Genomic DNA, 20,652 nt, shown 5'->3' on the forward strand with positions numbered 1-20,652 from the left:
AGCGCGGGCAGCCCGTGTCGGCGATCGTGGCGTCAGCGCTGCCGTTGTGCGATTGCCCAGCCCAGTTCGGCTAGCGGTCGAGCGCCGGCAGCGGCCTGTCGGGCCTGCTCGCTCGCGGCGGTGCCGTCCAGCACACGCTTGGCGATGCCCTGCAGGATGCCGGCCATGCGGAACAGGTTGTATGCCAGGTAGAAGTTCCAGTCTGTCACCAGCGCGTCGGTGCCGCCGCGGCCGGTGCGTTCGCAATAGCGCTGCATGTACTCGGCCTCGGTCGGGATGCCGAGCGCCGCGACGTCGAGCCCGCCGATGCCGCGGAAGGTGCCGGGCGAGATGTGCCAGCTCATGCAGTGGTAGCTGAAGTCGGCCAGAGGATGTCCCAGCGTCGACAGTTCCCAGTCGAGCACCGCGACGATGCGCGGCTCGCTCGGGTGGAAGATCAGGTTGTCGAGCCGGTAGTCGCCGTGGACGATGCGGGTCTGAGATTCATCGCGTGCGCTGGCCGGGATGTGGCCCGGCAGCCAGTCGATCAGGCGCTCCATCGCGTCGATCGGCTCCGGCCCGCCGGGGCCCAGAGAGGCCTGGTACTGGCGGCTCCAGCGTCCGATCTGGCGCTCGAAGTAGTTGCCGGGCTTGCCGTAGCCGGCCAGACCGCAGGCTGCGTAGTCCACACGGTGCAGCGCCGCAATCACGCGATTCATTTCGTCGTAGATCTCGCCACGCTGCACGGTCGTCATGTCGGGCAGCGCCTGACTCCACAGCACGCGGCCCTCCACGTACTCCATCACGTAGAAGGCCCGGCCGATCACCGATTCGTCCTCGCACAGCAGGTGCATCTGGGCCACCGGCACCTCGCTGCCGGCGAGGGCTCGCATCACCGCGAACTCGCGCTCGATCGCGTGCGCCGACGGCAGCAGCTTCGCGACCGGACCCGGCTTGCTGCGCATCACATAGCTGCGCCGCGGAGTGACGAGCTTGAAGGTCGGGTTCGATTGGCCGCCCTTGAACTGCTCGACACTGAGCGGGCCGCGGAAGCCCTCGAGAGCGGACTCGAGGTAGGTCTGCAGCGCGCCGACATCGAAGGCGTGCTGCGAGGTGACGGGTTTCGTTCCGGACTGGGCTTCCATGGGGACTCGGCTTCAGTTCATCGTTCGGCGATCGCGAGCAGCAACTCGCGTGACAGCACCACCAGGCGCGTGGGCTCGATGCGCACCGCGCCCTCGCGCTCGAAGCCCTTCAGTTCCTGATTCACGCGCTGGCGCGATGCGCCCAGCAGCTGCGCGAGGTCCTCCTGCGCAAGTTGCAGCCCGATGCGGATCTCGTCGCCTTGTGCGATGCCGTAGCTGCGGGCCAGCAGCAGGATCTGCTTGGCGAGTCGCGCCGACAGGGGGCGCGTGTTGAGATCCTCGACCAGGTCGTAGGCGAGTCGCAGCCGGCGGCAATTGAGCCGCAGCAGTGCCTCGTAGAGCTCGACGTGCTGCGCGAGCAGCTCCTTGAAATCCGGCCGGCGCACGACCAGCAGCGTGGTGTCGCCATGCGCGTTCGCATCGTGCGTACGAGGCAGCCCGTCGAACAGCGAGGTATCGCCGAGCCAGACACCCGGCTCCGCGTAGGTCAGCGTGACCAGCTTGCCCGAAAGCGAGACTGAACTGATGCGCACGGCACCGGCCGCGACACCCCACCACTCGTCTGCGGCTGCGCCCCTCGAGGTCAGCATTGCGCCATCGGCGACCCGGCGCACCGTCGCTCGCGCCAGGATGGCCTGTCGGAGCGAAGGAGACAGTTTGCTGAACCACGGGCCGGCGTCGATGTGCTGTTGTTCGTCGAGTGTAAGAACGGGGTTGTGCATGGCTTGTCCCTGACGTGACAGCATCGTGGAAGCTGTACGCCCGATTGTCCACATGGCAATCCATGGCCGCCGCGGACCGCGCGGCTCCGGTGTCAGCCTCCAGGGGCCAGGCGCAGGTACTGCGCCAACACCTTTTCCATGGTGGTGTACCGCTCCTGCTCGTGCAGCCACTGCGTCGGCGCGAGGTTCACCGCGCGCACGACAGCCTCGTCGCCGAGGCCGATGTCGAGCACGTTGATGCAGGCTGGCTGCTGCTCGAGGCGGCCGAAGAAGGCGCGCTGTCCGGCCAGCGCCGTCGAGAGGAGGGCGCGGTTGACCCCGCCGTGCAACACCAGCAGCAGACATTGCCAGTCGTCGCGCGCGCACCAGGCTTCGAAGGCCGGCAGCACGCGGTCGAGCAGTTCCCCGATCGACTCGCCGCCGAGGAAACGCTGCCGCTCGGTCTCGCTTCCGCCCCGCCCCTGGAACGCGCCCAGGAAGGCCTGTTCGACCTGGTCGGGCGGGATGTCGGCGAGTCGCCCGCCGCGGATTTCCTGAAGCGCCGCCTCGTGGTCGAGCGTCAGTGCCTGGCCCGAGGCCGACAGCACGCGTTGCGCCGTCTGCACCGTGCGCGGCAGCCCGCTGACCAGCACCCGGTCGAAGCGCACGCCGCACTGCGCGAACAGCTGCCCCGCGGCGTCGGCTTGGTGTTCCCCCTCGGCATTGAGCGGCACCGAGTCGGGCGTCACCGGCGTGCCGTCGGGGAGGAAATAGTCGACCGATCCATGCCGCATCAGGTAGAGGCGGCGCCGCGTCCGGGGCAGCTTCATCGGGAGGCTCGGTCAGCGCAAGCGCGACCCGCGCTTCTTGGGCAGCGCCTCGGCGCCTTGGGCGTAGGACAGGGTGTCGGCAAAGTGAAGCCCTTCGGCATGGAGGTGTTCATTCAGAGCCAGTCCGCGGGCCTGATTCACGAGTTCCTTGGTGGCGGCCAGCACGTTCGGCGCGCAGGACGCGAGCTGACGGGCCAGCCGCAGAGCTTCTGCCAAGGCCTGGCCGCTGTCTGTCACGCGATTGACAAGCCCCCAGGCCTGCAGCTCCCGTGCGCTCACGGGCTCGCCGAGCCAAAGCAGTTGCAGCGCCAGCGCGCGCGGCAGTGCGTGCGCCAGCAGCCAACTGCCGCCGCCATCGGGCGACAGGCCGGCATGGCCCTGAGACATGGTGAAGCGTGCGTCCTCCGCGGCGACGATCAGATCGCAGGCCAGCGCCATAGAGAAGCCGGCCGCCGCCGCCGACCCCTCGACGGCGGCGATGACCGGCTTGGGGTGCGCACGCAGGGCCTCGACGAAGGACCGCAGCGCATGCAACTGGTGCGCCGCCGCATCGCCGGGCGGGATCTCCGCGTCGTTCGCCAAGCGCTGGAGGTCACTGCCCGCGCTGAAGTGCGCGCCTTCACCGACCAGCGCTACCGCGCGAACCGTGGCGTCGGCCTCGGCGACGTTCAGCGCCTCGACGGCCGCGGTCAGGGCCTGCGGCGCCAGGGCATTGCGGCTGGCCGGATCGCTGAAGGTCAGCACCAGGGTGCTGTCGCGTCGCTCGGTGCGCAGTTCTGCGGTCATCGTCGGCTGCTGCGGTCTCGGGGCAGGCGAGAATTGTGTCACGCACCGTCGCCGAGACCGTGGCAGTGGGGCACCGGAGTCGGTGTATTCGGGCGCTCCTCGGCGGATTGGGCCGGTCGGCTCCATGCTAGAGTCCATCGCGGTCGGCAAAAGAAGAGCTATGCATCTCAGCACGCGAAAACTACTGATCGGTGTGAGCCTGTGCGCGTTGGCACAGGGTGTCGTGGCGGTCGGTTTCGGAAAATTGCCGGACTCCACGACGCTCGGGCAGCCGCTGGAACTGAAGATTCCGCTGAGGGTCGACGCGGGCGAGGACCTGCGTCCCGAATGCCTCAACGGCGAAGTCCATTTCTCCGACAATCTGCAGCAGCCCGGCACCACCTCGCTGCGGCTCGACCCCGCCGAGCCCAGCGCGTCAGAGCGCGTGCTGCGGCTGGCCACCACCACGCGCGTCGACGAGCCGGTCGTGACGGTGCAGATCACGGTCGGATGTGCCTCCAAGGTCACACGGCGCTTCACGCTGTTCGCGGACCCACCGTTGATCGCGCCCGCCGAAGTGGCCGCCCCGATCGTGGCCGTCGCACCGTTGGCACCACCCGCACCTGCGGCCTCCGCAGCGAGCCGCCCCGAAGCGGCACCCCAGGACACCGCACCGATGCCGCGTGCCGCCACGCCGCGCACGCCGACGCGCAGCCGTGCCACCACGGCCGCGCCACGCCGCGCGCCCGCCACCGCCGCTGCCCCGATCGCTGCGCCGCGCCCCGCGCCGCCGCGTGCGGCCCGGCCCGCGGCGACCGGCAACAACGCCCGTTTGAAGCTCGCCCCTCTCGAGGCGGGCGCCCTGGTTGCGGCGACGCCAACGCCAGCCGAGGTGGCCGCCAGCGCGGCCGCCGCCGAGCAGGCGGCCAGCGCCGCCAGTGCAGCGGCCCAGGCCGAGGCCGCCCGGGTCAGAGTCGAGGAACTCGAGGCGGCGATGAACAAGCTGCGCCTCGAGACAGCAACCACGCAGCAGGCCATTGCCGGCCTGCAGGCCCGTTTGCAGCGCGCTGAAAGCGATCGCTACAGCAACCCGCTGGTCTACGGTCTGGCGGCGGCCCTCGCGGTTCTGCTCGGCGTGGTGATCTGGCTCTGGCGGCAACGCAACCAGGAGCGCCAGTCGCACGCTTGGCTGGTGCAGGCTGCCACGCCGGCGGAAGCGCCACGGAGCGGTGGCGTGGGGGCTCCGGCCGCAACGGCGGAGGCGGCCGCCTTCGCGCCGGTGCCGACGCTCAAGGCCTGGGTCAGCAAGCCCAACGAGATCGACGGTTTCGACGACACGCTGGCCGCTACGCGGGCCGGCAGCATGTCGGTGACCGGCGCGCTGTCGGAGCCTGCTCCGCTGAATGCGGTGCGGCCACTCAGCGCTGCGCAGAAGCGTGAGGTTTCGGTCGAGGAGTTGATCGACCTCGAGCAACAGGCTGAGTTCTTCATCGTGCTGGGTCAGGACGCTGCGGCGATCGATCTGCTGATGGGGCACCTGCGCAGCACCTCGGGTACCAGTCCGCTGCCCTATCTGAAGCTGCTGGAAATCTACAAGCGCCGCGGTGACCGTAGCGACTACGAACGGCTGCGCGAGCGCTTCAACAGCCGCTTCAATGCCTACGCCCCGGCCTGGGAGACAGACCTTCTGGGCGGACGCACGCTGGAAGACTACCCGGCTGTCATCGAGCAACTCCAGGCGCTGTGGTCGACGCCGTCGCGAGCGATGGACGTGCTGCAGGTCAGCCTGCTGCGCCCCGACGACGGCAATGCCGATCCCGAGGGCAGCGACAGCTTCGACCTGCCGGCCTATCGCGAGCTGATGCTGCTGTATTCGGTGGCGCGCGATCGATCGGAGCTCGAGGCCGGCGGGGCCGTCGACCTGCTCCTGCCGATCGGCGCGGGCGAACCCACGGACGATGCACCGGCCAGTGCGGTCTTCGAGCGTTTGCTGGCGACGACCTCGCTGGAAGCCCAGCCGGAGGTGCAGAAGCCCTTGGCGGTCGATCTGTCGCTTGAGGATCTCGAGCCCAAGCCGGGCGAAGGCGGCTCCGGCCCGGACGGCGGTTCGCGCGGCTGAGTTGCGCGCCTGCGGGCGCCCTCAGTCGGGAGATCGCGCGGACAGTGCCGTGCGCAGCCGCTGCAACGCGGCATCCAGCGTTCCTTCGCGCTTGGCAAAGCAGAAGCGCACGACCCGCTGTTCGAATCCGGCGTCATAGAACGCCGACAGCGGAATCGCCGCGACGCCGGCCTCGGTGGTCAACCAGCGGCAGAACTCGACTTCGCTGCGCGCCCGGTGCGCGGCCAGGCCGCCATAACCCACGCACTGGAAGTAGCTGCCTTCGCTGGGCAGCAGATCGAGGCCGGTGTCCGCGAGCCCGGCGCGGAAGCGGTCGCGCTTGCGGGCATAGAAGTCCGGCAGGTCCAGGTAGGGGCGAGGGTCTCCCAGGTAGGCGGCCAGCGCGTGCTGCACCGGCGTGTTGACGGTGAACACATTGAACTGGTGCACCTTGCGGAACTCCGCCATCAGTTCGGCCGGGGCCGCGGCGTAGCCCACCTTCCAGCCGGTCACGTGGAAGGTCTTCCCGAAGCTCGACACGATGACGGAGCGCGCGGCGAGCTCCGCATGACGGGCCACGCTCTGGTGGGACTGACCGTCGAACACCATGTGCTCATAGACCTCGTCGGCGATGACGATCACGTCGGTGGGCCGCAGCAGATCGGCCAGGCGCTGCATCTCGCCGGCGGTCCACACCGTGGCACTCGGGTTGTGCGGCGTGTTGACGAGGATTGCGCGGGTGCGCGGCCCGAGCGCCGCGGCGATACGGTCGAAGTCCGGCCGGAAGCTGCCCGGCGTCAGCGGCACCCGCCGTACTCGGCCGCCGGCCAGTTCGATGTTCGGCGCATAGCTGTCGTAGCAGGGCTCGAGGACGATCACCTCGTCGCCTGGGTGCACCAGCGCGAGGATCGCGGTCAGGATGGCCTGGGTCGCGCCAGCGGTGATGGTGATCTCGCTGCCGGGGTCGTAGCCGTGTCCGTAGAGCGAGGCGATCTTCGCGGCGACCGCCTCGCGCAGCGCCGCCACGCCGGCCATCGGCGGATACTGGTTGTGGCCCGCCTGCATGGCCTGCGTGACGGCATCGACCAGGCGCGGATCGCACTCGAAGTCCGGGAAGCCCTGGCCCAGGTTGACCGCGCCGTGCTCCTGGGCCAGCGCGGACATCACGGTGAAGATCGTCGTGCCCACCCGCGGCAGGCGGCTGGGCGGCAGTGGTGTGCGGGCCAGAGGGTCGGCGCTCGTCATCGGCGCAGGCTTCACAGTTCGTAGTTCTCGGCGTCGCCCTGCAATGCGCGGGTGATCAGGTCGCGGGTCAGCCGGTCGGATAGCAGTTCGGCGAAACCGTAGACGAAGTTGCGCAGGTAGGCCCCCCGCTTGAAGGCGAGCCGGGCAACGTTGTTGCCGAACAGCTGGCCGGCCGCACGCGTGACGAGATCGCCGCCCGGTGCGCAGGCAGGATCGTCGCGCACCGCCATCTCTGCCACGATGCCCACACCCAGGCCGAGCCGGACGTAGGTCTTGATGACGTCGGAGTCGATCGCCTCCAGCACGATGTTCGGCTTGAGTCCGCGCGTGGCGAAGGCCTGGTCGATGCGGGTACGGCCCGTGAAGGACGGGTGGTAGGAGATCAGCGGCTCCTGGGCCAGTTGCTCCAGGTTCAGCCGTTCGTGCGCCGCGAGTGGATGGTTCAGCGGCAGCACCACCACGTGCTGCCAGTCGTAGCAGGGCAGGGTGACCAGGGACTCGAAATCGCTCAGCGACTCGGTCGCCAGCCCGACCTCGGCGGTCTCGTCGATCAGCATCTGTGCCACCTGCTCGGGCGTGCCCTGGTGCAGGCTGATTGCCACCTTGGGATGGCGCTTGCGCAGCGCAGCCACCGGGCCCGGAAGCACGTAGCGAGCCTGGGTGTGGGTGGTGGCGATCGACAGGGTGCCGGCATCCTGCTGGCTGTACTCCTCGCCGATGCGCTTGAGGTTGCCGACCTCGCGCATGATGATCTCGATGGCCGAGAGAACCTGCTGGCCCGGCTCGGTGATGCGCTTGAGCCGCTTGCCATGGCGCGCGAAGATGTCGATGCCGAGCTCGCCCTCGAGTTCGAGGATGGCCTTGGAAATGCCGGGCTGGGACGTGTGCAGGGCCTTTGCGGTCTCGGTCAGGTTGAGATTGCGGCGCACGGCTTCCTGGACGAATCGGAACTGATGCAGGTTCATCGGGCGGTGCGCGCGACTGCGCGAGACGGGTGACGCGAAATTATCTCAGTGCCACCGAGGCTGCGCTCTCAGCGGGCCGGCGGCTGCAGCAGCGCCCAGGCGGCATCGGCCATCGCGGCGACCACCGAGTCGATCTCCCCGATCGCGGGGGCGAGCTCCCAGCGCACCGTCGGCAGTTCGCCACGCACGCCGTCCAGCAGCGCCGGCAGGTCCTTGCGCACATGCCCGCCTGCGCCCAGGAACAACGGCAGCACGCTCACGGCGGTGCAACCCTGTGCCGCCAGGGCATGGGCCGCGCTGCGCAGGTCCGGGCTCATGAACTCCAGGTAGGCCAGCACGACCGGCGTGTCCGGCGCGCGGTCCTGCAACCGCCGGGCCACCGCCTCGAAGGGCCGGGCCCACAGCGGGTCACGGGCGCCGTGGGCGAACAGGAGGATGCCGTGCTGCTGCATGCGGTTCCCGCTCACCGGTAGCGCACGAGCCAGCTGAAGGCCGCCATCGACAACAGCAGGTAGAAAGCGCCGGGTGCTGCGGCCGCGATCCAGGGCGTCCAATCGCGCAGCAGGCCGAGGTGGGTCGACACGTTGTTCAGCAGCACGAAGCTGATGCCCAGCAGGATGCCGCCGAACACCTTGACGCTGACGCCGCCGGCGCGCGCGTGCAGGTAGGCGAACGGCAGGGCCAGGCCCACCATCACCAAGCAGGCCAGCGGGTAGAGCGCCTTCTTCCAGAACTGGATTTCCTGGCGCTGCGCGGCCTGCTCGTTCTGGGACAGGTGGCTCATGTATCGGTAGAGATCGACGGTCGACATGCTCTTGAGCGGCGAGACGGCCGCACCGACCACCGAAGGCGTCAGGCGGGTCGGCCAGCGCAGTTCGTCGCGCCGCTCGTCGACCGGCAGGCCATCGCCGCTCGCTGCATGCCAGCGCGTGAGACGCACCTTTTTCAGGCGCCAGGCACCGTCTTCGACCACGGCATGCTCCGCGGCCACGCGCGCCAGCAGCTGGCCATCCTCGCTGAACTCGTAGATGCGCACGTCGTCGAGCAGGCCGTCGGGCCCGACGTTGCCGACGTTGATCGAATCGATGCGTTCTCCGGCCGGCAGCTCCCCCGGCGCGGCGGCTCGCCGGTCCTTCAGCCAGGCGCTGTTGTTGCCGCCGCCGGAGGCCGAGCCGCGCAGCGTGGAACGGAGCGTCTGCGCCTTGGCGTCGAAATAGGGGCCGACGTAGTCGCCGACCACGAAGGTCAGCACCGCGAACGCCAGTCCGAGCTTGGCGAGCAGCGACAGGGCCCGGCCCGGACCCAGGCCGCCGGTGCGCAGAATGGTGAACTCCGATGACTGTGCCAGCCTGGCCATCGCGTAGATGGTGCCGATCAGCACCGCGATCGGCAGCAGTTCGTACAGGCGTCCCGGCAGCTCCAGCAGGCAGTACAGGGCCGCGTGGTGCACGCGGTAGGCGCCACGGCCAATGTCGTCGAGCTCCTCCACAAAGTCGATGAAGAAGAACAGCGACAGGAAGGACACGGCGACGAAGGTCACCGCGCCCAGGACGTCGGCATACAGGAGACGGCGGACCGTGCGCATGGGGAGGACTCAGGTGCCCGCGCGCCGACGGCGCAGTCCGAACGACGCGCCGCGTTCGCGCCACCAGAGCAACGAAACAGCCAGCACGAAGCTGCCGCCGTGGATGAGCAGCAGCACGATGCCGATCTCGAGCTTGCCGCTGGCGACCCAGGCCTGGCTGAGGTTCAGCAGGTTGAAATAGACCACGAAGGCGAGCAGTGCAAACAGCAGGTTCCAGCTGCCGGCACGCCGCGGGTTGCCGCCCGCCAGGCCGATGCCCAGCAACACCAGGTTGATGCCACCGACGGCCAGTCCGATGCGCCAGGCGAGCTCGCCGAAGTGCCGGTTGCTCGGCTGCGTGAGCAGATCCCAGGTGCTGCGCGCCTTCGGCGGCAGGTTGTCGGCGCCGCTGCTGACCGCTTCGCCGGCCAGCACGCGGTAGCTGTCGAACTGAGCGAGCTTGCGCTCGCCGGTGGCGAGGTTGATATCGTTGCGCTGTCCACTTTCGAGCACGACGAAACGCTGGTCGCCGTCCATCTCGATGCGCCCGGTGCGTGCCGAGGTCACGCTCTCGCTGTCGGGCTTGCGCTCCAGGACGAACACGTTGCGCGCGATGTTGCCTTCCCCGGTGTCGCGCTCGATGAAGAAGGTGCGCTTGCCGTCGGCCGAGCTCTGGAACTGGCCGGGTGCCACGCGCGCCACGTCCGAGCGCCGCTGGTAACGATCCTTCAGCTCGGCGATCTGGCGGTTGCCCCAGGGCCAGACGAACAAGGCCAGCAGAGCCACCAGCAGCAGCAGTGGCGCGGTCAGCCGCAGCACCGGCGGCACGAAACGCAGCAGGCCCACGCCACTGGCGAACCAGATCACCATCTCGCTGTCGCGGTACATGCGCGTGAGCGTCGTCACCACCGCGATGAACAGCGACAGGCTGAGGATGGTAGGCAAGTTCTCGAGAGCCACATAGCCAAGCAGCAGCGCGACGTCCTGCGCGGCCACCGAGCCGCCCGCCGCCTGGCCGAGCGTGCGGATGAGGAACATCGTGATCACGATGGTCATGATCACGACGAGGGTCGCGCCAAAGCTCCTGGCAAGGTCTCGGCGCAGAGTGGAATCGAATAACATCAATTGGATTTCAAACGGATCGCATTATGGACTTTCGCATTCTCGCCACGTCGACCTCCAGCCTTTCGAAGGTCAGCGCCGATGCGCTCTTGATCGTGGTGGCCGGCGATCCGAAGCAGCAGGGCCTGGACGAGCCGCTCGATCGCGTGCTGTCCGATGCGATCACGGCCGGCGACCTGGCCTTCAAGGCCGGTCGCACGCTTTATCTGCACCGGCCGGTGGGCGTGAAGGCGGCGCGCGTCGTGTTCGCCGTGGCCGGCGATGCGGGGCCCAAGGCCTTCAAGGCGGCCATGGCCGCGGGCTTGGGCCTGATCAAGCCGCTGGGCGTGAAGCACCTGGCGGTGGCCGCAAGCGGCGCGATCGAGGCCTCCCACGCCGAGGCTGCCGCGGCGGCAGCGTCCGACGCCACCTACAGCTACCGCCACACCAAGCCCAGCGCGAGCCCCGCGCCAGCGCTGCAGAAGATCACCCTGCTGGTCGACAAGACGGAAGCCAAGGTGGCGCAGACCGGGCTGTCGCGCGGCGCGGCGATCGCCCTTGGTGTGGCGCTGGCGCGCGAGTGCGCCAATCGGCCCGGCAACCACTGCACGCCCGGCTTCCTGGCGGCCGAGGCGCGCAAGCTCGCCAAGCTGCCGCGGATCAAGGTCGACGTGCTCGACCGCAAGGCTTGCGAGAAGCTCGGCATGGGTTCCTTCCTCGCCGTGGCGCAGGGCTCCGATGAGCCGCCTAAGTTCATCGTGCTGCGCTATGACGGCGCGTCGCGAAGCGATGCGCCGGTGGTGCTGGTAGGCAAGGGCATCACCTTCGACACCGGCGGCATTTCCATCAAGCCGGCGGCCGAAATGGACGAGATGAAGTACGACATGGGCGGCGCAGCCAGCGTGCTCGGCAGCTTCCGGGCGCTCGCGGAACTTCAGCCGCAGGTCAACGTGGTGGGCCTCATCCCGAGCTGCGAGAACATGCCCAGCGGGCGCGCCATCAAGCCGGGCGACGTGGTGACCTCGATGTCGGGCCAGACGATCGAGGTACTCAACACCGACGCCGAGGGGCGCCTCATCCTGTGTGACGCGCTGACCTATGCCGAGCGGTTCAAGCCGGCCGTGGTGATCGACATCGCCACGCTGACCGGCGCCTGCGTCATCGCGTTGGGTCACCATCGCAGCGGCCTGTTCAGCGCCGACGACGCGCTCGCCGATGCGCTGCTCGACGCCGGCAGCGCCGGCCTCGACCCGGCCTGGCGCATGCCGCTCGACGACGAGTACGAGGAAGCGCTGCGCAGCAACTTCGCCGACATGGGCAATGTCGGCGGCCGCGCCGGCGGAGCCATCACCGCGGCGATGTTCCTCAAGAAGTTCACTGCCAAGTACCGCTGGGCCCACCTCGACATCGCCGGCACGGCCTGGAAGTCCGGCGCGGCCAAGGGAGCGACCGGTCGGCCGGTGCCGCTGCTCACGCACTTCGTGCTGTCGCGCGCTCGTTGAAGTCGGCGCGCGGGGGGCCTGCTTGACGGAGATCAACTTCCATCACGGTGCGGCCGATCCGCTGGCGCACGCCTGCCGCCTGCTGACGAAGGCCTACCAGCGAGGCGCCCGGGTGGCCGTCACGGCGTCGTCGAGCGAGCGGCTCGCCCAGCTCGACGTGATGCTGTGGACTTTCGATCCGCTGGCCTTCGTGCCCCATGCCCGGCTGCGCGCAGGAGCGGCTCCGGCCGAGCGCCTGGCGCCGACCCCGATCTGGCTGCTGGACCGGGCCGCCGACGCACCTCACCACGAGGTGCTGGTGAACCTGGGGCCCGAGGTGCCGGCCGGTTTCGAGAGCTTCGAACGTTTGTTCGAGATCGTCGGCAAAGACGACGACGAGCGGCGCGCCGGCCGCCAGCGCTGGCGCTACTTCGAGAGCCGCGGCTACGAGATCCGCCCGCACGAGGTGCGCGGCTGAAGGCGGCGCCTGAAAAACAGGTGGTCTGCGGCTTGCTACTGTTCCAGCTTCAGGTGCAGCCCGCTGGCACCGGCGCCGACGGTGTTTTCCCGGGGCGTCTCCCGAGCGGTGCGGTGCCTGTTTTGGAGTATTGTCTCGGCCGTTGAGAACGACCCGTTTTCTTCAATCTTTCTTCCAACCCGGAGGTTCTTCATGCAACTCAAACTCAAAGCCATCGCCCTTGCAACGGCCCTGCTCGCGACCGGCGCCGTCTCGGCCCAGGAAGTGATCAAGATCGGCCACGTCGCTCCCATCTCCGGTGCCCAGGCCCACTATGGCAAGGACAACGAGAACGGCGCCCGGATGGCGATCGAGGAACTCAACACCCAGAACATCACGATCGGCGGCAAGAAGGTCAAGTTCGAACTGGTTGCGGAAGACGACGCTGCCGACCCGAAGCAGGGTACGGCCGCCGCCACCAAGCTGTGCGACGCCAAGGTCAACGGTGTGGTCGGTCACCTGAACTCCGGCACGACCATTCCCGCGTCGAAGATCTACAACGACTGCGGCATTCCGGAGATCACCCCGTCGGCAACGAACCCCAAGTACACGCAGCAGGGCTTCAAGACCGCCTTCCGCATCCTGGCCAACGACAACGCGCTCGGCGCCGGCCTGGCATTGCACGCCGCCAACAACCTCAAGCTCAAGAAGGTCGCGATCATCGATGACCGCACCGCCTACGGGCAGGGTGTGGCCGAGGTGTTCAAGAAGACTGCCCAGGCCAAGGGCATCCAGATCGTCGACGAGCAGTACACCACCGACAAGGCCACCGACTTCATGGCGATCCTGACCTCGATCAAGTCGAAGGGTCCGGACGGCGTGTTCTACGGTGGCATGGACCCGCAAGCCGGCCCGATGCTGCGCCAGATGGAGCAACTCGGCCTGTCGAACGTCAAGTTCTTCGGCGGCGACGGCGTGTGCACCGCCAAGCTCGCCGACCTGTCGGCCGGCGCCAAGACGCTGGGCAACGTGGTCTGTGCCGAAGGCGGCTCCTCGCTCGAGAAGATGCCCGGCGGCACTGCCTGGAAGGCCAAGTACGACGCGAAGTATCCGGGTCAGTTCCAGGTCTACTCGCCCTACGTCTACGACGCGGTGTTTGTGCTGGTCGACGCGATGAAGCGCGCCAACTCGGCCGACCCCAAGGTCTATGGTCCGAAGCTGTTCGAAACCAACTACACCGGCGTGACCGCGAAGGTGGCCTTCGAGAGCGATGGCGAACTGAAGAACCCGGCGATGACCCTGTACGTCTACAAGGACGGCAAGAAGGTCCCGCTGAACTGATGACGCCTCCGCATCCGCGATGAAAAAGGCGCCTCGCGAGAGGCGCCTTTTTTGCGTCGGCGCGTGGCTACAATCCGTCGCTCCGGAGAGATGGATGAGCGGTTTAAGTCGCACGCCTGGAAAGCGTGTGAGGGTTAACAGCCCTCCGCGGGTTCGAATCCCGCTCTCTCCGCCAGTGATCAATCCAGTGCGGTTCCGGCTGACAGAGAAGCCCCGGTTTCCCAGTGAACCGGGGCTTACTTCCTTGAGGCCGCGCCGGCGCGGGATTCACCGGTTCACGTCGATCACCGCGCGCCCTCGCACTTTGCCCGACAGCACATCGCTCGCGGTCGCAATGGCCTGGTCGAGGCCGAGCACCTGGGTCACGGCGTCGAGCTTCTTCACGTCGAGGTCGCGTGCCAGGCGCTGCCACGCCTCGACGCGCAGCGCATACGGCGCCATCACCGAGTCGATGCCGCACAGCGTGATGTTGCGCAGGATGAACGGCAGCACGGAGGTGGGGAAGTCGAGGCCCTGGGCCAGCCCGCAGGCGGCGACCGTGCCGCGGTACTGGGTGGCCGCGCACACGTTGGCAAGCGTCGCGCTGCCGACCGTGTCGATCGCGCCGGCCCATTTCTCCTCGCCGAGCATCTCGCCGGCGCTGGCCAGCGTGGCGCGGTCGATGACGTGGTTCGCCCCGAGCTCCCGCAGGAAGCCGGCCTCCTCCAGCCGGCCGGTGGAGGCCGTCACATCGAAGCCCAGTTTGGCCAGCACCGCGATGGCGATCGTGCCCACGCCCCCGGCGGCGCCGGTGACGAGGACCGGCCCGCGGTCCGGGCGCACGCCGTGCTGCTCGAGCGCCAGCACGCACAGCATCGCGGTGTAGCCGGCCGTCCCGATCGCCATGGCGTTCAAGGTCGAGAACGGGTCCGGCACAGGGATCAACCACTCGCTCTTGACGCGAGCCTTCTGGGCCAGGCCGCCCCAGTGCGCGTCGCCGAGGCCATAGCCGTTGATCAGCACCTTGTCGCCCGGCTTGAAGCGGGGGTTCGCACTCGACTCCACGGTGCCGGCCAGGTCGATGCCCGGCACCATCGGCCATTGGCGCACCACCGGAAAGCGGCCGGTGATGGCCAGGCCGTCCTTGTAGTTGATGGTGGAGTAGTCGACCGCGACGAGCACGTCGCCCTCGGGCAAGCTGTCCTCGGAGAGTTCTCGGATGTCGGAGAGGACGGTGGTATCGGACTTCTGTAGGAAAACGGCGCGGAACATGGGGGAACTCCTCCGGTCATGGCATGTATCAAGCCGCGTCTCGACAGAGCGACGGCTCGGGGACAGGGCCAAACTATCTTCGCTCATGCCAGAACCGGAGGTGCTGAGCACCCCGTGCGCCTAATCCGCGGATGAGTGGAGGACTCCCTGGGAAGATGCTACTACGCAGGGTGAATGGCTGCGTTCGACCCGTCCGGGCTGCCCGTCTTCCGGGCTCTGCGGCGCAAGCGGCTGTGCGATCCGGCCCAACGGCGTTAAGCTTCGGGCTACGCACACTCCCCATGGGTGCAATCAGATGGCTGCGTACAGTTCCGGGCCGCCACGCCGGCCTCCGCCTCCTGCCAAGCCGATCCGGCCGCTGAATTCGCTGGCGGTCGATCTCGATCTGAGCGAGCCCGGGCAGGGCGACGAAGGCGATTGGATCGATTCGACGTTCGAGTTGCGCAGTGGCCTCACCGTGATCGAGCACCCGATAGACACCCTGCCGGGTGAGTTGCAGGATGCCTTCAAGAAGCAGACGCGCTGAGCCGTAAGGCGGATGTCCATGCGAGCTTGCGAGACCGTAGCGTGCTTCAGCTGCGGTCCTCGCGGCGCCGCTGGTTGCGGCGCTGGTCCGCGTGCACGCTGTTCACGCGAGAGGCCGCCTGCTCGCGATTGACGGCCTGCTGGATCAGCGCTTCCAACTGGTCGCTGGGGAGGCTGTCCAAGGGGCGCTCGAAGACATCGAGTCCCAACTTCAGGTCGAACGACGAAGCGAGCCAACCCGAGGACTCCGTTTCGCTGTCGCTGCTGCCGGCAGTCGGGCTCGCAGGCAGCAGGTCGCTCGCGCCGAACGGTCGCGACTTGGCATGAGACAGGGACATCGAAGCTCCCGGGAAAGCGGACACCGCCGCGGTGCCGAAGCTTCGGCGATCCTTGGCACGGGCGCGTCCCGATAGGGGGGTGGCTCCGATGGGGGAGGGGGGCGTCAGCTTTTCAGTTCCGATTCGAGCCCACGGATCAAAGCGCGTGCTGCCTCCTTGGAGATTTCGGCCGGCAGCATCAGCCCGTTGTCGAACTGCAAGTGCAATCGCACACGCGACGGGTCCTGCGCGGCCACCGCGCCGATGCCCAGGCACTCGAGTGCTGGCGGCACGGGAGGGGCGTTTGCTTCGCCAGGCAATGTTCCGGCTTCGGCTGCCTTGGCCAGCAAGGTCACGGCGACCAGCGGGGCAAGGTCACGCATGATGGCGATGGCCAGGCTGCGGCGCTCACCGGCAAGCAGGGCATCCGCCTTCAACAGGATGGCCGCGCCGTCGGCGACAGGTTCCGCCGCCCGGAGGGCCGCGATTTGCAGTTGGAGCGGCTGCAGATTGTTTTCCTCTTGCATACGCAGGGTCCTTTCCCACGCGGTCGTTGACATGGGCGAAAGCGTAACCAGCGTGCCCGGCCTTTCCTGCCGGCGCGGGTCAGCGCCAGCCGTCGGCCTTTGGGCAGGGCGCATGTCGGAATGCGCCTACGTGCGCGGGTGGTCCGTGCCCCGGCCGGTCACAACGCGTGGGACTGCAACTGCTCCAGCGTGACGTAGGCCAGGGCCCGCTCGTGCGTGCTTTCCAGAACGACCGGCGGTGCCGCACCCGCTTCGAGCGCTTCCTTCCAGCGCAGGGCGCACAGGCACCAGCGGTCGCCTGGCTTCAGGCCGGCAAAACGCCACTCCGGCCGGGGTGTGACGAGGTCGTTGCCGCGCTCGCGCGAGAAGGCGAGGAAGGCGGCCGTGACCCGGGTGCAGATCACGTGTGTGCCGAGATCCTCGGCCGTGGTGCTGCAGCAGCCGTCGCGGAAGTAGCCGGTCAGCGGATCGTAGGAGCAGGCGCGCAGCGTCTCGCCGAGCACGTTCAGGGCCATGGGTGGCTCACTTCGCCGGCACGCCCTTGTTGAACAGCGTCATCGCCGTGCCGATCAGCGCCGAGACCTCGCTCATGTTGCCCGGCACGATCATGGTGTTGTTCTTCTGGGCGAGCTGGCTGTAGGCGTCGACCGCACGCTCGGCCACCTTCAGCTGCACGGCCTGTTCGCCGCCGGGCTCGCGGATGGCCGCGGCGATCTGGCGGATCGCGCCGGCGGTCGCCTCGGCGACCGCGGTGATGGCAGCGGCCTCGCCCAGCGCGTTGTTGATCTCGGCCTGCTTCTCGCCCTCGGAGCGGGCGATGAAGGCTTCGCGCTCGCCGGTGGCGATGTTGATCTGCTCTTGGCGCCGGCCCTCGGAGGCCGCGATCAGCGCGCGCTTCTCGCGCTCGGCGGTGATCTGGGCCTGCATCGCGTGCAGGATGGCGGCCGGCGGCGTCAGGTCCTTGATCTCGTAGCGCAGCACCTTGACGCCCCAGTTCAGCGCCGCCTCGTCGAGCGCGTGGACGACGGCGGCGTTGATCGCGTTGCGCTCCTCGAAGGTCTTGTCGAGCTCCATCTTGCCGATCACGCTGCGCAGCGTGGTCTGGGCCAGCTGGGTGATCGCGAGGATGTAGTTGGATGCGCCGTAGCTGGCGCGCATCGGGTCGGTGACCTGGAAATAGAGGATGCCGTCGACAGTGAGCTGGGTGTTGTCCTTGGTGATGCAGACCTGGCTCGGCACGTCCAGCGGAATCTCCTTCAGCGAATGCCGATAGGCGAGGCGGTCGACGAAGGGCACCAGGAAGTTCAGGCCGGGGACGAGCGTCGCGTGGTACTTGCCAAGCCGCTCCACGACCCAGGCGCTCTGCTGCGGCACGACCTTGATCGAGCGCGCGATGAAGATGATGGCGATGACGAAGAAGACGATGGCGACGATTTCCATGGGGCATCCCGGAAGAAGGAAGGGCAATCAGCGAACCAGCAGCAAGCGCGAGCCGTCGATGGCGCGGATCACGTGCTCGCCGGGCGAGGGCGCGCCGTCTCCGGCATAGCGCGCGCTCCACTGCGCGCCGCGGTAGCTGACCGTGGCCGAACCGTCGGGCAGCCATTCGCCGACATGCACGCGCTCGCCGATGTCGAGATTGACGTTGCGGTCGGCGCCAGCGGCAGCCGCCGCGGGTCGACGCAGGCGCTTCAGGTGCCAGGCGATCACCGCACCGCCGCCGACCAGTGCCGCCACGAGCAGCTGGACACTGAAGCTGAGGCCGGTGTGGGCGGCGACGGCCGCCACCACGCAGCCCAGCGCGAGCATCAGGAGGTAGAAGGTGCCGGTGGTCAGCTCGGCCGCGACCAGCGCGCCGCTCGCGATCCACCACCAGGTGGCGGCACTCCAGTCCATCGGGCCTCCTCGGATGTGCTTGCGTCTGACGAACAATGTTGCGTTCAGTGTACGACGCAGCGTTTCGTGCCCCGGCTCATCGAGCCGTTGCAGATGTAGCCCTAAACTCCGCGCTTCCTTGAGCGGGGTGGTCCCGCCAGCAGCGCCCGCCGGAGGCCTCCAGATGCAGCACTTTCGTTTCCCCATCGTCATCATCGACGAGGACTTTCGCTCCGAGAACACCTCCGGACTGGGCATCCGTGCGCTGGCGGACGCGATCGTCAAGGAAGGTTTCGAGATCCTGGGCGTCACCAGCTACGGCGACCTGAGCCAGTTCGCTCAGCAGCAGAGCCGCGCCAGTGCCTTCATCCTGTCGATCGACGACAACGAGTTCACTCACGAGGGGCCCGAACTCGCGCCGGCCGTGCTGAACCTGCGCCAGTTCATCCGCGAGATCCGCCGCAAGAACCTGGAGATCCCGATCTACCTGTACGGTGAGACCCGCACCTCGCAGCACCTGCCCAACGACGTGCTGCGCGAACTGCATGGCTTCATCCACATGTTCGAGGACACGCCCGAGTTCGTGGCCCGCCACATCATCCGCGAGGCCAGGAGCTATCTCGACGGACTGGCGCCGCCGTTCTTCAAGGCATTGGTCGACTACGCGCAGGATGGCTCCTATTCCTGGCACTGCCCTGGCCACAGCGGCGGCGTGGCGTTCCTGAAGAGCCCGGTCGGGCAGATGTTCCACCAGTTCTTCGGCGAGAACATGCTGCGCGCCGACGTCTGCAACTCGGTCGACGAGCTCGGCCAGTTGCTCGACCACACCGGCCCGGTGGCTCAGAGCGAGCGCAATGCGGCCCGCATCTTCAACGCCGACCACTGCTTCTTCGTCACCAACGGCACCAGCACCAGCAACAAGATGGTCTGGCACCACACCGTGGCGCCAGACGACGTGGTGGTGGTGGACCGCAACTGCCACAAGTCCATCCTGCACGCGATCATCATGACCGGCGCGGTGCCGGTATTCCTGCCGCCGACGCGCAACCACCTGGGCATCATCGGCCCGATCCCGAAGGCCGAGTTCGAGCCCGCGGCGATCCGCAAGCGCATCGCGGCGAACCCGCTGCTCGCGCACGTGGACCCGGCCGCGGTCAAGCCGCGCATCCTGACGTTGACGCAAAGCACCTACGACGGCGTGCTCTACAACACCGAGACCATCAAGGGACTGCTCGACGGCTGGATCGACACGGTGCATTTCGACGAGGCCTGGCTGCCCCACGCAGCCTTCCACAAGTTCTACGGCAGCTACCACGCGATGGGCAAGAACCGTCCGCGGCCGAAGGAAGCGGTGGTCTACGCCACGCAGTCGACCCACAAGCTCCTGGCCGGCATCAGCCAGGCTTCTCAGGTGCTGGTGCAGGACGCTCAGAACACCAAGCTCGACCGCCACCTGTTCAACGAGGCCTATCTGATGCACACCTCGACCTCGCCGCAGTACGCGATCATCGCGAGCTGCGACGTGGCGGCCGCGATGATGGAGCCGCCAGGTGGCACCGCGCTGGTGGAAGAGAGCATCCAGGAAGCGCTCGACTTCCGGCGTGCGATGCGCAAGGTCGACAAGGAATTCGGCAAGGACTGGTGGTTCAAGGTCTGGGGCCCGGACAAGCTGGCCGAGGACGGCATCGGCAAGCCCGAGGACTGGATGATCAAGGCCGACGCCAAGTGGCACGGCTTCGGCCCGCTGGCCGAAGGCTTCAACATGCTCGACCCGATCAAGTCGACGCTCGTGACGCCGGGACTCGACGTGGCCGGCAAGTTCGCCAAGACCGGCATCCCGGCCTCGATCGTCACGAAGTTCCTGGCCGAGCATGGCGTGATCGTCGAGAAGACCGGGCTGTACTCGTTCTTCATCATGTTCACGATCGGCATCACCAAGGGCCGCTGGAACACGCTGCTGACCGCACTGCAGCAGTTCAAGGACGACTACGACAAGAACGCGCCGCTGTGGCGCATCCTGCCGGAGTTCTGCGCCGCGCACCCGCGCTACGAGCGCATGGGGCTGCGCGACCTGGCGCAGAGCATCCACGAGGCCTATGTCAAGGGCGACATCGCCCGGCTGACCACCGAGATGTACCTGTCGGACCTGCAGCCGGCGATGAAGCCCAGCGAGGCCTACGCCCACATCGCGCACCGCAAGACCGAGCGGGTGGAGATCGAGAGCCTGGAAGGGCGCATCACGACCTCGCTGCTGACGCCCTACCCGCCGGGCATCCCGCTGCTGATTCCGGGCGAGCGCTTCAACAAGAAGATCGTCGACTACCTGCGCTTCACCCGCGACTTCAACCGTCGGTTCCCCGGTTTCGACACCGATGTGCACGGTCTGGTCGAGGAGGAAACCGACAGCGGCGAGCGCCGCTACGCCGTGGACTGCGTGAAGCAGTAAGGTCGGCGTCCCGAGGCGATCGACCGCCTCCGGCAGCAG

The 20,652-nt window shown here is 68.0% G+C and carries 21 protein-coding genes and 1 tRNA gene; 7 read left to right on the forward strand and 15 right to left on the reverse strand.

Annotation, left to right across the window (positions count from 1 at the left end; all coding sequences use genetic code 11):
- Positions 1–32 precede the first annotated feature (32 nt).
- From C1M51_RS17990 to C1M51_RS18005, 4 genes are all read right to left on the reverse strand, one after another.
- Positions 33–1,124 carry a phosphotransferase gene (locus C1M51_RS17990; protein WP_129451885.1) on the reverse strand — a complete coding sequence of 364 codons (1,092 nt, stop codon included), beginning with the start codon at positions 1,122–1,124 and terminating at the stop codon, positions 33–35.
- 17 nt (positions 1,125–1,141) lie between these two features.
- Complete coding sequence (locus C1M51_RS17995) at positions 1,142–1,846, reverse strand: Crp/Fnr family transcriptional regulator (protein WP_129451886.1); 705 nt, start codon at positions 1,844–1,846, stop codon at positions 1,142–1,144.
- 92 nt (positions 1,847–1,938) lie between these two features.
- The gene (locus tag C1M51_RS18000) at positions 1,939–2,655 is read right to left on the reverse strand and encodes a histidine phosphatase family protein (RefSeq protein ID WP_129451887.1); all 717 of its coding nucleotides are present in this window, start codon (positions 2,653–2,655) and stop codon (positions 1,939–1,941) included.
- A 12-nt stretch (positions 2,656–2,667) separates the two neighbouring features.
- Positions 2,668–3,441, reverse strand: a complete 774-nt coding sequence (locus C1M51_RS18005; protein ID WP_129451888.1) for an enoyl-CoA hydratase-related protein — start codon at positions 3,439–3,441, stop codon at positions 2,668–2,670.
- Between the two features lie 160 nt (positions 3,442–3,601).
- Between C1M51_RS18005 and C1M51_RS18010 the strand changes: the two genes are divergently transcribed.
- Complete coding sequence (locus tag C1M51_RS18010; protein WP_165349717.1) at positions 3,602–5,539, forward strand: FimV family protein; 1,938 nt, start codon at positions 3,602–3,604, stop codon at positions 5,537–5,539.
- 21 nt (positions 5,540–5,560) lie between these two features.
- On the opposite strand, the gene C1M51_RS18015 is transcribed toward C1M51_RS18010, so the two are convergent.
- The 5 genes from C1M51_RS18015 to lptF all read right to left on the reverse strand — a co-directional run bounded on the left by C1M51_RS18015 (position 5,561) and on the right by lptF (position 10,414).
- Entirely contained in the window at positions 5,561–6,763 is a 1,203-nt protein-coding gene (locus C1M51_RS18015; protein WP_129451890.1) for a pyridoxal phosphate-dependent aminotransferase, read from the reverse strand.
- An 11-nt stretch (positions 6,764–6,774) separates the two neighbouring features.
- Entirely contained in the window at positions 6,775–7,728 is a 954-nt protein-coding gene (locus C1M51_RS18020) for a CysB family HTH-type transcriptional regulator (protein WP_129451891.1), read from the reverse strand.
- 68 nt (positions 7,729–7,796) lie between these two features.
- On the reverse strand, positions 7,797–8,180 hold the full coding sequence (locus C1M51_RS18025) for a sirohydrochlorin chelatase (RefSeq protein ID WP_129452266.1): 384 nt from the start codon (positions 8,178–8,180) through the stop codon (positions 7,797–7,799).
- Between the two features lie 11 nt (positions 8,181–8,191).
- Complete coding sequence (lptG, locus tag C1M51_RS18030; RefSeq protein ID WP_129451892.1) at positions 8,192–9,313, reverse strand: LPS export ABC transporter permease LptG; 1,122 nt, start codon at positions 9,311–9,313, stop codon at positions 8,192–8,194.
- Between the two features lie 9 nt (positions 9,314–9,322).
- Positions 9,323–10,414, reverse strand: coding sequence for an LPS export ABC transporter permease LptF (gene lptF, locus C1M51_RS18035; RefSeq protein ID WP_129451893.1), 1,092 nt, complete (start codon positions 10,412–10,414; stop codon positions 9,323–9,325).
- Between the two features lie 26 nt (positions 10,415–10,440).
- Between lptF and C1M51_RS18040 the strand changes: the two genes are divergently transcribed.
- From C1M51_RS18040 to C1M51_RS18055, 4 genes are all read left to right on the forward strand, one after another.
- Positions 10,441–11,895, forward strand: coding sequence for a leucyl aminopeptidase (locus tag C1M51_RS18040; RefSeq protein WP_129451894.1), 1,455 nt, complete (start codon positions 10,441–10,443; stop codon positions 11,893–11,895).
- 22 nt (positions 11,896–11,917) lie between these two features.
- Complete coding sequence (locus C1M51_RS18045; protein ID WP_129451895.1) at positions 11,918–12,352, forward strand: DNA polymerase III subunit chi; 435 nt, start codon at positions 11,918–11,920, stop codon at positions 12,350–12,352.
- A 192-nt stretch (positions 12,353–12,544) separates the two neighbouring features.
- A complete protein-coding gene (locus C1M51_RS18050) occupies positions 12,545–13,672 on the forward strand; it encodes a branched-chain amino acid ABC transporter substrate-binding protein (protein WP_011829535.1) in 1,128 nt (375 codons plus the stop codon).
- An 84-nt stretch (positions 13,673–13,756) separates the two neighbouring features.
- Positions 13,757–13,847: transfer RNA gene (locus tag C1M51_RS18055), tRNA-Ser, on the forward strand.
- A 92-nt stretch (positions 13,848–13,939) separates the two neighbouring features.
- Here C1M51_RS18055 and C1M51_RS18060 read toward each other — a convergent pair.
- Positions 13,940–14,923: an MDR family oxidoreductase gene (locus C1M51_RS18060; protein ID WP_129451896.1), complete on the reverse strand. Its 984-nt coding sequence runs from the start codon at positions 14,921–14,923 to the stop codon at positions 13,940–13,942.
- A gap of 295 nt (positions 14,924–15,218) precedes the next feature.
- Here C1M51_RS18060 and C1M51_RS18065 point away from each other — a divergent pair, with 295 nt between their 5' ends.
- Positions 15,219–15,449, forward strand: a complete 231-nt coding sequence (locus C1M51_RS18065; RefSeq protein ID WP_129451897.1) for a hypothetical protein — start codon at positions 15,219–15,221, stop codon at positions 15,447–15,449.
- 46 nt (positions 15,450–15,495) lie between these two features.
- On the opposite strand, the gene C1M51_RS18070 is transcribed toward C1M51_RS18065, so the two are convergent.
- The 5 genes from C1M51_RS18070 to C1M51_RS18090 form a co-directional block, all read right to left on the reverse strand.
- The gene (locus C1M51_RS18070) at positions 15,496–15,786 is read right to left on the reverse strand and encodes a hypothetical protein (protein WP_129451898.1); all 291 of its coding nucleotides are present in this window, start codon (positions 15,784–15,786) and stop codon (positions 15,496–15,498) included.
- Positions 15,787–15,890: 104 nt separating this feature from the next.
- Positions 15,891–16,292, reverse strand: a complete 402-nt coding sequence (locus C1M51_RS18075) for a hypothetical protein (protein ID WP_129451899.1) — start codon at positions 16,290–16,292, stop codon at positions 15,891–15,893.
- Positions 16,293–16,450: 158 nt separating this feature from the next.
- Complete coding sequence (locus C1M51_RS18080; RefSeq protein ID WP_129451900.1) at positions 16,451–16,807, reverse strand: DUF2237 family protein; 357 nt, start codon at positions 16,805–16,807, stop codon at positions 16,451–16,453.
- A 7-nt stretch (positions 16,808–16,814) separates the two neighbouring features.
- A complete protein-coding gene (locus tag C1M51_RS18085) occupies positions 16,815–17,732 on the reverse strand; it encodes an SPFH domain-containing protein (RefSeq protein WP_036232483.1) in 918 nt (305 codons plus the stop codon).
- 27 nt (positions 17,733–17,759) lie between these two features.
- Positions 17,760–18,188 (reverse strand): NfeD family protein, encoded by a 429-nt coding sequence (locus C1M51_RS18090; protein ID WP_129451901.1) that lies wholly within the window; start codon positions 18,186–18,188, stop codon positions 17,760–17,762.
- A gap of 163 nt (positions 18,189–18,351) precedes the next feature.
- Between C1M51_RS18090 and C1M51_RS18095 the strand changes: the two genes are divergently transcribed.
- Positions 18,352–20,613 carry an arginine/lysine/ornithine decarboxylase gene (locus C1M51_RS18095; protein WP_129451902.1) on the forward strand — a complete coding sequence of 754 codons (2,262 nt, stop codon included), beginning with the start codon at positions 18,352–18,354 and terminating at the stop codon, positions 20,611–20,613.
- Positions 20,614–20,652: the final 39 nt, after the last annotated feature.

The sequence above is a fragment of the Methylibium sp. Pch-M genome (assembly GCF_004136295.1).
Classification (GTDB): Bacteria; Pseudomonadota; Gammaproteobacteria; order Burkholderiales; family Burkholderiaceae_C; genus Methylibium; species Methylibium petroleiphilum.

What these genes read in the sequence shown, in the direction of transcription:
- C1M51_RS17990 (WP_129451885.1), bottom strand. Translation starts at nt 1,124, where the DNA reads ATGGAAGCCCAGTCCGGAACGAAACCCGTCACCTCGCAGCACGCCTTC.
- C1M51_RS17995 (WP_129451886.1), bottom strand. Translation starts at nt 1,846, where the DNA reads ATGCACAACCCCGTTCTTACACTCGACGAACAACAGCACATCGACGCC.
- C1M51_RS18000 (WP_129451887.1), bottom strand. Translation starts at nt 2,655, where the DNA reads ATGAAGCTGCCCCGGACGCGGCGCCGCCTCTACCTGATGCGGCATGGA.
- C1M51_RS18005 (WP_129451888.1), bottom strand. Translation starts at nt 3,441, where the DNA reads ATGACCGCAGAACTGCGCACCGAGCGACGCGACAGCACCCTGGTGCTG.
- C1M51_RS18010 (WP_165349717.1), top strand. Translation starts at nt 3,602, where the DNA reads ATGCATCTCAGCACGCGAAAACTACTGATCGGTGTGAGCCTGTGCGCG.
- C1M51_RS18015 (WP_129451890.1), bottom strand. Translation starts at nt 6,763, where the DNA reads ATGACGAGCGCCGACCCTCTGGCCCGCACACCACTGCCGCCCAGCCGC.
- C1M51_RS18020 (WP_129451891.1), bottom strand. Translation starts at nt 7,728, where the DNA reads ATGAACCTGCATCAGTTCCGATTCGTCCAGGAAGCCGTGCGCCGCAAT.
- C1M51_RS18025 (WP_129452266.1), bottom strand. Translation starts at nt 8,180, where the DNA reads ATGCAGCAGCACGGCATCCTCCTGTTCGCCCACGGCGCCCGTGACCCG.
- lptG (WP_129451892.1), bottom strand. Translation starts at nt 9,313, where the DNA reads ATGCGCACGGTCCGCCGTCTCCTGTATGCCGACGTCCTGGGCGCGGTG.
- lptF (WP_129451893.1), bottom strand. Translation starts at nt 10,414, where the DNA reads ATGTTATTCGATTCCACTCTGCGCCGAGACCTTGCCAGGAGCTTTGGC.
- C1M51_RS18040 (WP_129451894.1), top strand. Translation starts at nt 10,441, where the DNA reads ATGGACTTTCGCATTCTCGCCACGTCGACCTCCAGCCTTTCGAAGGTC.
- C1M51_RS18050 (WP_011829535.1), top strand. Translation starts at nt 12,545, where the DNA reads ATGCAACTCAAACTCAAAGCCATCGCCCTTGCAACGGCCCTGCTCGCG.
- C1M51_RS18060 (WP_129451896.1), bottom strand. Translation starts at nt 14,923, where the DNA reads ATGTTCCGCGCCGTTTTCCTACAGAAGTCCGATACCACCGTCCTCTCC.
- C1M51_RS18065 (WP_129451897.1), top strand. Translation starts at nt 15,219, where the DNA reads ATGGCTGCGTACAGTTCCGGGCCGCCACGCCGGCCTCCGCCTCCTGCC.
- C1M51_RS18070 (WP_129451898.1), bottom strand. Translation starts at nt 15,786, where the DNA reads ATGTCCCTGTCTCATGCCAAGTCGCGACCGTTCGGCGCGAGCGACCTG.
- C1M51_RS18075 (WP_129451899.1), bottom strand. Translation starts at nt 16,292, where the DNA reads ATGCAAGAGGAAAACAATCTGCAGCCGCTCCAACTGCAAATCGCGGCC.
- C1M51_RS18080 (WP_129451900.1), bottom strand. Translation starts at nt 16,807, where the DNA reads ATGGCCCTGAACGTGCTCGGCGAGACGCTGCGCGCCTGCTCCTACGAT.
- C1M51_RS18085 (WP_036232483.1), bottom strand. Translation starts at nt 17,732, where the DNA reads ATGGAAATCGTCGCCATCGTCTTCTTCGTCATCGCCATCATCTTCATC.
- C1M51_RS18090 (WP_129451901.1), bottom strand. Translation starts at nt 18,188, where the DNA reads ATGGACTGGAGTGCCGCCACCTGGTGGTGGATCGCGAGCGGCGCGCTG.
- C1M51_RS18095 (WP_129451902.1), top strand. Translation starts at nt 18,352, where the DNA reads ATGCAGCACTTTCGTTTCCCCATCGTCATCATCGACGAGGACTTTCGC.